Annotated in this window: 11 protein-coding genes; 9 read left to right on the forward strand and 2 right to left on the reverse strand. The window is 69.3% G+C overall.

Translation table 11 applies throughout. The features are described 5' to 3' along the window. Positions 1 to 326: 326 nt before the first annotated feature. Entirely contained in the window at positions 327 to 1,268 is a 942-nt protein-coding gene (locus AC1Q6E_RS22045; protein ID WP_296560609.1) for a LysR family transcriptional regulator, read from the reverse strand. Positions 1,269 to 1,434: 166 nt separating this feature from the next. On the opposite strand from AC1Q6E_RS22045, the gene AC1Q6E_RS22050 reads away from it, so the two are divergent. The 9 genes from AC1Q6E_RS22050 to AC1Q6E_RS22090 are packed head-to-tail and all read left to right on the forward strand — an operon-like array spanning position 1,435 to position 11,351. Then, positions 1,435 to 2,475: a Bug family tripartite tricarboxylate transporter substrate binding protein gene (locus AC1Q6E_RS22050; RefSeq protein ID WP_296560607.1), complete on the forward strand. Its 1,041-nt coding sequence runs from the start codon at positions 1,435 to 1,437 to the stop codon at positions 2,473 to 2,475. Positions 2,476 to 2,492: 17 nt separating this feature from the next. After that, positions 2,493 to 3,284, forward strand: a complete 792-nt coding sequence (locus tag AC1Q6E_RS22055; protein ID WP_296560605.1) for an enoyl-CoA hydratase/isomerase family protein — start codon at positions 2,493 to 2,495, stop codon at positions 3,282 to 3,284. A gap of 32 nt (positions 3,285 to 3,316) precedes the next feature. Beyond that, positions 3,317 to 5,122, forward strand: a complete 1,806-nt coding sequence (locus AC1Q6E_RS22060) for an acetate--CoA ligase family protein (RefSeq protein ID WP_492573527.1) — start codon at positions 3,317 to 3,319, stop codon at positions 5,120 to 5,122. A gap of 2 nt (positions 5,123 to 5,124) precedes the next feature. After that, entirely contained in the window at positions 5,125 to 6,267 is a 1,143-nt protein-coding gene (locus AC1Q6E_RS22065; RefSeq protein WP_492573528.1) for a thiolase family protein, read from the forward strand. Next, entirely contained in the window at positions 6,267 to 6,665 is a 399-nt protein-coding gene (locus AC1Q6E_RS22070) for a Zn-ribbon domain-containing OB-fold protein (protein ID WP_296560600.1), read from the forward strand. Before AC1Q6E_RS22065 ends, AC1Q6E_RS22070 begins: the two co-directional genes overlap by 1 nt. Before the next feature lies 1 nt (position 6,666). Beyond that, positions 6,667 to 7,815: an acyl-CoA dehydrogenase family protein gene (locus AC1Q6E_RS22075; protein ID WP_152793953.1), complete on the forward strand. Its 1,149-nt coding sequence runs from the start codon at positions 6,667 to 6,669 to the stop codon at positions 7,813 to 7,815. Next, positions 7,812 to 9,467 (forward strand): class I adenylate-forming enzyme family protein, encoded by a 1,656-nt coding sequence (locus AC1Q6E_RS22080; protein WP_152793955.1) that lies wholly within the window; start codon positions 7,812 to 7,814, stop codon positions 9,465 to 9,467. The genes AC1Q6E_RS22075 and AC1Q6E_RS22080 overlap by 4 nt, the downstream gene beginning before the upstream one ends. A gap of 18 nt (positions 9,468 to 9,485) precedes the next feature. Continuing rightward, complete coding sequence (locus tag AC1Q6E_RS22085) at positions 9,486 to 10,316, forward strand: aspartate/glutamate racemase family protein (protein WP_152793957.1); 831 nt, start codon at positions 9,486 to 9,488, stop codon at positions 10,314 to 10,316. 36 nt (positions 10,317 to 10,352) lie between these two features. Continuing rightward, a complete protein-coding gene (locus AC1Q6E_RS22090) occupies positions 10,353 to 11,351 on the forward strand; it encodes a Bug family tripartite tricarboxylate transporter substrate binding protein (RefSeq protein ID WP_152793959.1) in 999 nt (332 codons plus the stop codon). Between the two features lie 65 nt (positions 11,352 to 11,416). Here the strand turns inward: AC1Q6E_RS22090 and AC1Q6E_RS22095 are convergent, their stop codons facing one another. Further along, entirely contained in the window at positions 11,417 to 12,388 is a 972-nt protein-coding gene (locus tag AC1Q6E_RS22095) for a thymidylate synthase (protein ID WP_152793961.1), read from the reverse strand. Between the last annotated feature and the right edge of the window lie 118 nt (positions 12,389 to 12,506).

The following is a 12,506-nucleotide window of genomic DNA, read 5'->3' on the forward strand; positions in this document are numbered from 1 at the left end:
AGGCCGCCCTCAAACAGCTGCGCCCTTGCTTCCCCGTCCACCCTGTCCCCACCGGCGGCTCCGAATGCGCCCCGCCCACCCGCCGGCCCCGGCACCCCGGACAAGACCTGCACCGTTGGTTACCTAGCCATTTCAGTACGGTGGTCCTGTTCGATGAGAAAAACCCTTTGTCGTCTCTGGACCTGCGATCGTCACTCATCACCGTCGGTAGTTCATGATCGGTGGGGGAGAGCGGCCCGCGGTGGGGCGCATTCGGAGCCGCCGGTCAAGGACGGTTCAAGAACCTGACCCCTTAGCCATCCGGATGCCATGGATGTCGATTCAGCCTAGGCCGGCGCGCCGGAGGCGGCGGCCTCCTCCAGGCATTCGATCAGCAGCGTCGTGCTGGGGGACATGGTCCGGTTGCGGTTCCAGGTGATGCCCAATGGGCGCATCAGCTTCGGGAAATTGAAGGGCAGCACCGATACCAGGCCCTGGCGCCGGTAGTGGTGGGCGATGTCGCGCGTCATGGTGGCGATGGCATCGGTTTCCTGGAGGTAGGCCAGCACGAACTGTACTGACAGCGCTTCGACGAAATCGGCCGGCATCGGGAAACCGTGCTGCTCGAAGGTGCGCTCCAGCGGCTCGTGCAGCAGCCCCTCGGACGACGGCAGTACCCACGGGCAATGCATGATGTCGGCCCATTCCAGGCGCTTGCGCCGCGCCAGCGGATGGCCGGGCCGGGCGATCAGCACCACCGGTTCCTGCGACAGCACCTTGCCGCCCAGTTCGGGCAGGGCGTGCTTCTCGGCCAGGCGCCCGACGATCAGGTCGAGTTCACCCTGCAATAACTGCGGCAGCAGGCGTTCCATCGTGCCTTCGCGCAAGAAGACGTTGGTCCGGGGTGCGCGCTGCTTGAGCAGCGCGACGCTGCGCGGCAGCAGGGCGGGGACGACGTTGGACAGCACGCCGACGCGGATGCGCCCCGTGTCGCCGTCCAGCAGCCCCTTGAGTTCGTCCCGCGCCTGGGAAAAATCGTTCAGCAGGCGGCGCGCGTGGCGGATCAGGCATTCCCCGTAGAGCGTCGGCGTCACGCCCTTGGGCGTGCGCTCGAACAGCTTCAGGTCCAGTCCTTTTTCCATCTCGCCCAGCATCTTGGACACCGCCGGCTGCGTGACGTTGATGTGCGCGGCGACCTTGCCGATATGGCGCAGCTCGTCCAGCGCCACCAGCAAACGCAGGTGGCGGGGCCGCAATTCGTTCCGTATGTACCAGTCGAGCTGCGTCATGCCTGCTTCCGTCGCACGAAGTGCGGGCGATCTTAGCACCGGCGAGGGCGGCGCCGTATCTGGGTGCGGTGCAGCATTACCCCGGGGTAATGACGTGGACCACATTCTTCATTGGACGCTCTCCGGGGCCGATTCCACAATGGCCGCCGACCAACAGGAGACAATCATGGGCCCGTCCCGTCCGTCATCGATGTTCGCTCATCCTTCCGCGCGGAACGCCCGGGCGCCGGCACGGCGCGCCGTGCTCGCGGCAGCCGCCGTGCTGGCGGCGCTGTCTTTCGCGCCGCCCTGCCTGGCCCAGGGGAGCGAGTCGTTCCCCTCCAAGCCGCTGCGGCTGGTCGTGCCCTTCGCGCCGGGCGGCGCGGCGGACGTGATCGGCCGTTCGGTGGCCGAGCAATTGCAGCGCGAGCTGGGCCAGTCGGTGGTGGTGGTCAATCGCGACGGGGCCGGCACCATCGTCGGCGTGAACTATGTGGCGAAGGCGCCGGGCGACGGCTACACGCTGTTGCTGAGCGGCGATGCCGCCACCATCAACACCGCCAGCGGCCGCACGCTGCCCTATGATTTCCTGCGCGAACTGACGCCGGTTTCGGTCCTGTTCTCCGGCGCCCAGATCCTGCTCGTCAGCAAGGACAGTCCTTTCAAGACCCTGCAGGACATGGTGTCCTACGCGCGCGCCAATCCGGGCAAGCTGCGCTATGGCAGCTCGGGCATAGGCACGTCCATCCACCTGTCCGAAGCCTCGTTCAACGCCGCGGCGGATATCGAGGCGCTGCACGTACCCTATCGGGGCGTGGCGCCGGCCATCACCGATCTCATCGGCGGCCAGGTGGATTACGTGATCGCCGGCTCGTCGCTGGCCACGCCGGCCATCCAGAGCGGCCAGTTGCGGGCCCTCGCGATCACCACCGCCAAGCGGTCGCCGATGCTGCCCGACATCCCGACCGCCAAAGAGCAGGGCGTGGATGTCGAGACGATGGGATGGTATGGGCTGTTCGTGCCGGCCACGACGCCGCCGGCGATCGTCGCCAGGTTGAACGCCGCCACGCTGGCGGCGCTCAAGTCGCCGGAGCTGTCCGAACGCTTCAAGTCCATCGGCGGCGAAGCGCGCGGCACCTCGCCGGCGGAGGCGGGCGCCTTCGTCAAGGCCGAGATCCGCAAGTTTTCGGAACTGATGCGCCGGCTCAACATCAAGCTCGACAACTGACCGTGCAGGACATGTCCATGGATAGCCCCGCTTCCGAAGCGGCCGGCGACACGGTGCTCGTGCGCCGCGAAGGCGCGGTGATGCACGTGTCGCTGAACCGGCCCGATGCCCGCAATGCCCTCAACACGCCAGTGCGCCAGGCGTTGGCCATGGCGTTCCGGCAGGCCGAGGCCGACCCCGGCGTGAGGGCGGTGCTGGTGACCGGAGAGGGGCGCCATTTCTGCGCCGGCGCGGATATCCGCGAACTGCGGGCGCGGACCATGCTGGAGGCCGGTTGGGCGCCCGAGCGTCTTGACACGATGGTCGAGACGCTGTCCAAGCCGGTGGTCGGCGCGCTGCACGGATACGTGCTGGGGGGCGGCCTGGAACTGGCCCTGGCGTTTACCGTGCGCCTGGCGTCCGAGGATTTCCGGGGCGGTTTTCCTGAAGTGAAGCTGGGCATCTTTCCCGCGCTGGGCGGCACGCAGCGCTTGCCGAGGCTGGTGGGGGAGGGGCGGGCGCTGGAGCTGATGCTCAGGGGCCGGATCGTCGACGCCCGGGAGGCGCTGGGCATCGGCCTGGTGACCGAGGTCGCGCCGGCGGGCGAGCTGCGCGAGAGAGGCCTGGCGCTCGCGCAGGAACTGGCGGCGGGGCCGCCGGTCGCGATGCGCGCCATCATGGAATGCGTCCGCCGCGCGGGCGACCTGGGGCGGGCCGATGGGCTCGACTACGAGCGGCGCCTGTTCGGCATCGTCTGCGGCACCGCGGACAAGGCGGAGGGCGTGGAGGCCTGGCTGGAGAAGCGCCCGCCGCGCTTTTCTGGCAGGTAGCCGGACATCAAGGCAGGACGGAGAACATAGTCATGAATCTGCAAGGCTTGCTGGAGCCTCGTTCCATCGCCATTGCGGGGGCGTCGGCGGATCCCTCGAAGTTGTCCGGGATGATCCTGGGTTTCTTGTCGAAGAGCGGTTTCGAAGGCCGGGTCTATCCCATCAACCCCCGCTACCAGACCATCGCCGACATGCCGTGCTATCCGTCGGTCGAGGCCTTGCCCGAGCCGGTCGACCTGCTGGTGTGTGTCGTCCCCATCGCGGCGGCCTTCGACTCGATCGAGGCGGCCGCGCGCCGCGGCGTCCGGTTCTGCGTGCTGATGACGGGCGGTTTCGGCGAAGGCCGCAGCGGCGACGAGGGGCGGGCCCGCCTGGCGCGCCTGCAAAGCCTGTGCCGCGAGACCGGCATGCACGTGGTCGGGCCCAATACCGTCGGCATGGTCAATTTCCGCAAGCGGCTGCCGCTGACCTTCGCGGACTGGTACGGCCGGGACACCGGCCAGCGCGGTGGCGTGGCCATCGTCACGCACAGCGGCAGCGTGGGCGGCCTGATCTTCTCGTCGCTCCAGCTCAACCGCATCGGCGTGGACTACTGGATAGGCCTGGGCAACGAAGCCACGCTGGAGACGGCCGATTTCATCGCCCATTTCAGCGCCGATCCAGAGATCCACACCATCATCTGCTACATGGAGGGAATCCGGGACGGGCGCAAGTTCATCGCGGCGGCCGAGGCGGCGCGGCGCACCGGCAAGCGCATCGTCGTGCTCAAGGCCGGCGAATATCCCGATTCCGTGCGTTCCACGATCGCGCACACCGCCCGGCATCCCACCGACCGCGACGTGTACGCGGGGGTCTTTCGCCAACTGGGCGTGATCCAGGTGGTGTCACTGTCGGAGCTGAGCTATGTGATGACGCTGCTGACCAGCGTGGGCGACCGGCTGGGGCCGCGCGTGGGCATCATCTCCGCCTCGGGCGGCGCCTGCTCGGTCATCGCCGACCACGTGATCCAGGCCGGCCTGGAATTGCCCGAGCTGCCGCCCGTCCTTCAGCAGGCATTGGATCGCGGCATTCCGGTCTATGGCTCGTCCAGCAATCCGGTCGACCTGTCCGCCGACGTGGTGGCGCGCGGGGAAATCCTCGGACACACGCTCTTGACGCTGCGCGAGGACGACAGCATCAATGTCTGGATGCTGTTCGGGCGGCCCATCATCGACCGCTATTACCCCATGCTGATCGAATTCGTGAATGCCACGGGCAAGGCGATGGTGGTCTGTTGCGGCGTGCCGCTGGCGCCGGACGTCCAGGCGGCCCTGTCCGAGCACGGCATCGCCGTGCTGCTCGATCCCGAGTTGTGCCTGCGCGCGCTGGCGCGCATCGCCTGCCGCCCGGCCGAGGAGCCCGTGCCCGCGCCGCCGCTGCCGGAGCGCACCGCGGATGCGCGGGTCCTCCGCGGCCGGCAGGCGGGCGAACTGCTGGCGCGCCATGGGCTGGAGGTCTCGGCGTCGGCCGCGCCCTGGCTGCGGGTGGAGATCGCGCGCGACAGGGATTTCGGCCCGGTGATCATGGCCAATTGGCTGCCGGCGTACCGGGTCGGCACGCACCGCGTGGTGCGCGCGCTGCCCGCTACCGGCGCGGATCTGCTGGCCCTGGTCGACGACCTGGGCGAGCAGTTGCAGGAATGGCCCGCCGAGCCGGTCGATATCGAGGAGGCGCTGGCCACGGTGGTGAGGGCCTACGAGCAATCCCCCGGCGTGCACGGGCTGGGCGTCGAGTTCGGCGGCGCCGACGGACGGGTGGTGGTCTGCGAGGCGTCCCGGCGCGAGACGCAGGCCGGTTGATCATGGACGAGACCTACATCGCCGGCGTGGGGGAGTTGCCGCAGGGCCGGTCGTCCTTGCCGGACACCATGGCGCTGCACGCGGAGCTGGCCCGCCGCGCGCTCGATGACGCGGGCATGGAACTGCCGCAGGTGGACGCGGTGCTGACGGTCCCGCCTCGCACCGATCCCTATCTGATCCACGCCGCCGCCCTGGCCGAACACCTGGGCATCGAACCCGCGGTGGCCTGGACCCTGGAGGCCGGGGGCGCGGCGCCCATGGCGATGGTGGAAACCGCGCGCGGGCTGATCCGCGGTGGCGGCGCGGCCACGGTCCTGATCGTGGCCGCCGACATGCCCCTGGGCGCGGCGTCGCGGGACGCGTACGTGAAGACCCTGGCCGAGGCGGGCCCGGTGCATCCGGAATGGGAGGTGCCCTACGGTCCCACCGTTCCCGCGATGTTCGCGCTGGTCGCCCGCGCCTACGCACAGCGCTGGGGCGACATCGACGAGCAACTGGCCGCCGTGGCGGTACACGACCGGACGGCGGCGGCCGCGCATCCCAACGCGCATCACCGGGAGGCCATCGATGCGGCGGCCCATCGCGCCAGCCGTGTCATCGCCGATCCGCTGCGGCTCCTGGACTGCGCGCCGGTGTCCGACGGCGGCGGCGCGCTGGTGGTGACCGGGGCGCCGGGGGCACGCCGGGTGCCGGTCCGGGGCGCGGGTTTCGCCACCAGCCACATGCATCTGTCGGCGGCCGCGTCGCTGACGGCGTTCTCGGCCGGCAAGGCGCTCGACACGGCATTGCGCCAGGCGGGGGCGGATCGGCGCGACATCGATCTGGCGCTGGTCTACGACTGCTTCACGATCGCCATGCTGGTGAACCTGGAGGACCTGGGGCTGGCCGGGCCGGGGCAGGCGGGCGGGGGATTCCTCGACGGCGTTTTTGGCCGGGAGGGCGCGCTGCCCGTGAATACGCATGGCGGCCTGCTGTCGCACGGCCATCCCGCGCGGGCCGGCGGCATCGGCAATGTGGTCGAGGCTGTCGTGCAGTTGCGAGGCGAAGCCGGCGCGCGCCAGGCCGGCCCAAGGCGGTTGGCGCTTGCGCATGGCATGGGCGGCGTGTTCGCCACGCATGGCGTATTGCTGCTGGGAGCGCCGTGATGATGTCTGCTTCTTCCGCCGGACTGCTTGCGCCGTACCGCGAGGCGGCCGGACGGGGCGTGTTCCTGCTGCCCCGTTGCGGCGATTGCGCTGCCTGGCAATGGCCGCCCCGCGCCGCCTGCCGGCGTTGCGGCGGCGCGCTGGCCTGGGGGCAGGCCAGCGGCGGCGGACGCCTCGCGACCTGGAGCGTGGTGACCCGGGCGCCGCGTCCGGAACTCCAGTCCGATGTGCCCTACGTCGTGGCCTTCGTCGAGCTGGACGAGGGCGTGCGCCTGTTTTCCCGCGTCGTCGGCGCTGATGCCGGCGCGTTGCGGGCGGGCATGCGGGTAGGCTGCCGTTTCGATCCGCTCTCCGATTCCGCCGTGCCGGTTCCCGTATTCGTCGTTGCAGAAGGTTGACATGGATTACCTGATTCCCGCGGAGTTCGTGCAGTTCGCCGACCTGGCGCGCCAGTTCGTGCGCAAGGAACTGTGGCCGCATGAAGAAGACGTGGAGCGTGCCGACCGCGTGCCCCCGGAGCTTGCCCGCGGCCTGCGGGCCAAGGCGGTGGAGCTTGGCCTGTTCGGTTTCAACATGCCCGAGGAGGCCGGTGGCCCCGGTTTGCCTTATCTGGCGCAGGTCCTGATACGCGAACAGTTGGGGCAGGCGAGCGTGGCGCTGGCCGACCTGGCCGGCCGTCCGCCCAAGGCCCTCCTGGCCTGCCGCGGCGAGCAGCGCGAGCGTCTGCTGGCGCCCGCGGTGCGTGGCGAGCAGGTCTGGGCCTTCGCGCTGACCGAGCCCGGTGCCGGGTCGGACGCCGGATCCATCCGGACCCGTGCCCTCCGCGTGGAAGGAGGCTGGCGGCTGACCGGCACCAAGCACTTCATCTCGCACGGCGATCACGCCGATCGTGTCATCGTGATCGCCAAGGCGCGGCAGGACGGTGGCGAGGCCCCGGCCGCCTTCGTCGTGGCGCACGGGGCGGCGGGTTTCTCGGTGGGGCGCGTCCATCGCAAGATGGGGTGGCGCGGCTATCCGGTGTGCGAGCTGGTGTTCGACGACGTGTTCGTCGCCGATGCGGATGTGCTGGGCGAAATCGGCGGCGGCCTGCGGCTGGGGCTGGCCAATATCCTGGAGTCGCGGATAGGCGTGGCCGCGCATTGCGTGGGCATGGCCCAGCGCGCCTACGATTACGCGATCGAACATCTGCGTGTGCGCCGCCAATTCGGGCGGCCTTTGGGCAGCTTCCAGGGCTTGCAGTGGATGGTGGCCGAGATGGCGGTCGACATCGAACAGTCGCGCGCCCTGCTCTATGCGGCGGCACGCGAAATGGACCGGGGTGCCGATGCACGCGCGGCCGTTTCCATGGCCAAGCTGTCGGCCACCGAGATGGCGGGCAGGGTGGCGGACCGCGCGCTGCAACTGCTGGGCGGCGCGGGCTACATGGCCGAATCGCCGGTGGAAATGATTTATCGCGATGTCCGCGCCTTTCGCATCGGCGAGGGCACCAGCGAAATCCAGAAGAACCAGATCGCCCGGGCGTGCCTGGGGCGGGAGATGTTCGCATGACAGTCGCGACGAACGGGCCGCTGGCGGATGTGGACCGCTGGACCCTGGGGCGGTTCGTCGACGAGATCGGCGCGCGTTTCGGCGATGGCGGGGCGATGGTGGCCAGCGACCGCCAGCACGGTCCCGGCCTGCGCCGGTGGACCTACGCGGAACTGGCGCGCGATGCATGCGCGCTGCAATGGGCCCTGATGCGGCAAGGCGTGCGGCCGGGCGACCGGGTCGGCGTGATGCTGTCGAGCTTTCCGGAGTGGGTGCTGTATCTGTTCGCCGTCACGCGGCTGGGGGCGGTGTTCGTTCCGATCAATCCGCGGTTCCGCAGCCGCGAGCTGCGGCACGTGCTGGGCCATTCCGGCGCCCGCGCGCTGATCGCCATGGGCAGCTACCTGGGCCACGATCACGCCGGCCAGATCGCCGAGGCCCGCGCGGATGCGGCGCTGCCGGCGCTGGAGACGGTGATCGGCGTGCACACCGCGCCCGCGGCGGACGCGCAGGATACGGCAGCCTTGCTCGACACGGGCCGGCGGTATCTGGACGAGCATGGCGTACCGCCCCGCGCGGACGACGCCGATGCCGTCGCGGTCTTGTTCTATACCTCGGGCACGACTTCGTTTCCCAAGGGCGTGCCGCTGACCCACGCGAACCTGCTGCCGCATTCGGTGCGCGGCGGCCGCTGGCTGGAGCTGCAACCCGGCGAGAGCGTGCTGACCCTCTATCCGTTCTTCGGGATCTCGGGCGGCGCCAACAAGGTCCTGTCCACACTGGGCGCCGGCGCGCGGCTGGTCTTCCAGGACAGCTACCGGCCGGACGAAGCGGCCGAGCTGCTGCGCGCGCAGCGTTGCACCGTCATCCACGGCGTGGACGTGCAGATCCGCGAACTGATGGCGGCGTGCCGGCGCGATCCCCCGGGCGATGAGCCCGAGCGCCGGGCCACCATCGCCTTCACCGCCGGGCTGGACGAGGCGCTGGCGCGCGAGATGGGGCCCGGGCTCGGCCTCCATCGTTTCATCCATGCCTACGGCATGACCGAAACCAACCCCATGATCCTGTACAACCGCCTGGACGATGCGTTCGAGGTCAGCGTGAAGGCGGGCGGACGCGTGGCCGAAGGCGTCGAGGTGCGTGTGGTGGATCCCGAGTCCGGCCTGGACAGATCGGCCGGGCAGGAAGGCGAGATCGTGGTGCGCGGGCCCACGGTCATGCGGGGGTACTACAACGATCCCGAGTCCACCGCCGCGGCTTTTCGGGACGGCTGGTTCCACACCGGCGACCTGGGCGTGCGGACCGCGGACGGCTTCCTGTTCTACGTGGGCCGGCTCAAGGACATGCTGAAGGTGGGCGGCTTCAACGTCGCCCCGCAGGAGGTCGAAGGGCTGCTGCGGACCCACGAGGCGATCGCCGACGTCGCGGTCGCGGCCGGCAGCGATCCGCGGCTGGGCGAGGTGCCCGTGGCCTTCGTCAAGCTGCGTCCTGGCATGTCGGCGGACGCGGACGGATTGATCGCCTGGAGCCGCGCGCGCATCGCCAATTTCAAGGTGCCGCGGGCCATCTATTTCGTCGACGAGCTGCCCTACCATACGGCGGCCAACGGTTCCAAGCTGCAGCGCCACGTCCTGCGGGAATGGGCGCGCCAGCGCGAAGCCTCAACCCTTTGATCACCCGGAGTGACCATCATGCGCATCTGGCACCAGAGCTTTACCGTACTGCAGGACTTGCCCGCCTATGCCGACGCGCTCAAGCTGCGCATCGGCGAGGTCGTCCGGCCCGACACCGAGGTCGTCCTGCACGGACAGATACCCGGCACCTACACGAGCGACTATCCCGGTTCGGACCTGGCCTACGGCGTGCTGTACTGGATGCACGGCCTGCAATGGCTGGCCGCCGCGCGCGAGGCGCAGCAGCAGGGCTTCGACGCGATGGTGCTGGCCAGCATCGCCGGTCCGATGGCGCGCGAGATCCGGACCATCGTCGATATCCCCGTGGTCGGATACGGCGAGGCCGCGTTCAATCTCGCGGGCCTGTATGGCCGGCGTGCCGGCATGCTGTTTTTCATCAAGGAACGGCTGGATTTCTGGCCCGAGCAATTGCGCCACTGGGGACTGGAGAACCGCTTCGCCGGCATCGAGCACGCGGGCGTGTCTTTCAAGGACGTGCTGGCCGGGCACATGGATCCGTCGCGGCGCGACGCGGTGGTGGCCCGCATCGTCGAGCAGGGCGAAAAGCTGGTGCGGGAAACCGGGGCCGATGTCATCGTGCCCGGGGAGTTGCCGATGAACCTGTTGCTGTCGAAGGCCGGGGTCGAGCGGATCGGCGGCGCCACCGTGGTCGATGGGTTGGCCGTCTCTTTCAAGATGGCCGAGATGATGGTGGACCTGCGACGCCTGAGCGGCATGCGGCCCAGCAACCACGGCTATTTCCACCAGTCGCCGGATCCGCGCCGTTTCGAGCAGGTGCTGCAGTTCTATGGCGTATCGGAGCTCGGCTCGAAAATTCCCGAGTGCTGAACGCGGGACACGAAGAACGATACGAGGAGACCTGACATGTGGATCCATCCTGCGTGCGCCGTCGGACGTCGTCCATGGCACCGGGTGTGCGCGGTGCTGGCCGCCGGGCTGCTGGCTGCCGGTACCGCCCTGGCCCAGCCTTATCCGTCCCGCCCCGTGACCGTTATCAACCCCTGGACGCCAGGAGGGCCGGCCGATGCCGTGGCGCGCCCCATCCTGCAGAAATTGTCCGAACGCCTGGGCCAGCAGTTCGTGGTCGAGAACCGCGCCGGCGCCAATGGCGTCATCGGTTCGGCCATGGTCGCCCGGGCCAGGCCCGACGGCTACACCCTGCTGTTTTCGCACGTGGGGCCGATCACCATCAGCCCGGCACTGCAACGCGACATGCCCTATGACCCGGTGAAGGACCTGGCGCCGATCACCCAGGTCGTGTCCGCGCCGCTGGTCCTGGTGGTCCGGCCGCAGTTGCCCATCCACGACCTGGGCGAACTCATCGCCTATGCGAAGGCGCATCCCGGCAAGCTGTCCTACGGGTCGGTGGGGCCGGGCAGCACCACGCACCTGGCGGGGGCGATCCTGGGCAAGAGGGCGGGCGTGGACCTGCTGCACGTGCCCTACAAGGGCGCGGCTCCGGTCATCACGGACATGCTGGGCGGGCAGATCGACATGGCGTTCCTGAACATCTCGGGGGCCGTGGCGTATCTGAAAAGCGGGCAGTTGCGGGGCATCGCGGTCAGCACGCGCCGCCGGTCGGCGTTGCAGCCGGAGCTGCCGGCCATCGTCGAGCTGTTCCCGGACTACGAAATCAACTCCTGGTATGGCCTGATGGCGCCGGCCGGAACGCCCCAGGCGATCATCGACAAGCTGCAGGCCGAGATCGCGAGCATCGTGAAACTGCCGGACGTCGTACGGCAACTGGAAGGACTGGGCCTGGCACCGGAGGGCACGACGCCCCGGCGCTACGCCGAGCAGATCCAGGCGGACCTGGCTCGCTGGCGGGAGGGCGTGAAAGCGGCGGGGTTGACGCCGGAGTGACCGGCGGCGAGCGGACTGCCAGGGCCCGCGCCTTGGGCGCGGGCGGGGGTTGGCGGGAACGGGTCCTAGACGGCCATGGGCGCCGTCAGCGGCGCGTGGTGTTCATATCCCACCAGCGAGAAGTCGCCCGGCTCCACGCGTTCGAGCCATTCCGGTTCGTACTTGCCGGTGAGGGCATGGTCGGGGATGCGGTCGGACAAGGCCAGTTGCGGCGCGGGGAAGGGCGTGCGGGTCAGTTGTTCCCGCAGCATGGGCAGGTGGTTCTCGTAGATGTGGGCATCGCCCATGAAATAGCTGAACCAGCGGGGCTGGTAGCCGGTCAGCCGGCCCACCAGATGCAGCAGCGCGGCGCCTTCGGTCAGGTTGAACGGCGTGCCCAGGCCGATATCGTTCGAGCGGATGTACAGGCACAACGAGATTTCGCGCGTGGTCGCGTTGGGCAGGAACTGGTAGAGCAGATGGCAGGGCGGCAGCGCCATTTCCTCGATCTGGGCCCAGTTCCAGCCATGGAAGAGGATGCGGCGGTCGCCGGGATTGGCGTGGATGGTGTCCAGGCACTGGCGCAACTGGTCGACGGCCTTGTAGAGCAGCACCTTGCGCGCGCCGTCCTCGTCGAACTCGGCCACGCGGGCATAGCCGCGGCCCAGCGCGTCCTGCAACTGGGCGGTGCGAGCCGCGTCGAGGACCTTGTAGGCGGGCCACTGGCGCCACTGGACGCCATAGACGGGGCCCAGGTCGTCTTCGCCTTCGCGATAGGGGTTGGCCAGCCACTGCGCGTTCTCGTTCGCGTTCTGGTCCCAGACCTTGCAGCCCAGTTCGCGGAATTCCGCGGCGCTGCGCGAGGCGCGCAGGAAGCCCACCAGTTCGCCGATGGCGGACTTGAACGCCAGCCGCTTGGTCGTGACGGCCGGGAATCCCTGGCGCAGGTCGAAGCGCAGCGAGGCGCCGGGCAGGCTGAGGGTGCGGACGCCCGTTCTGTTCACTTGCCACGAGCCGTTGTCGAGAACGGATTGGACGAGGTCGAGGTATTGTTTCATGGGCTTGGGCTGGGAGGTACGGCGGCTTCGATTATCGCATGTCCCCGCGCGCGGCCAGGTGGCGCGAAGTCCGCGTTACGCGGGCCGTGTTCCGGGACGGGCGTTGCGCGCCGGGGAC

The organism is Pigmentiphaga sp. MLSB6-MA01 (assembly GCF_058793475.1).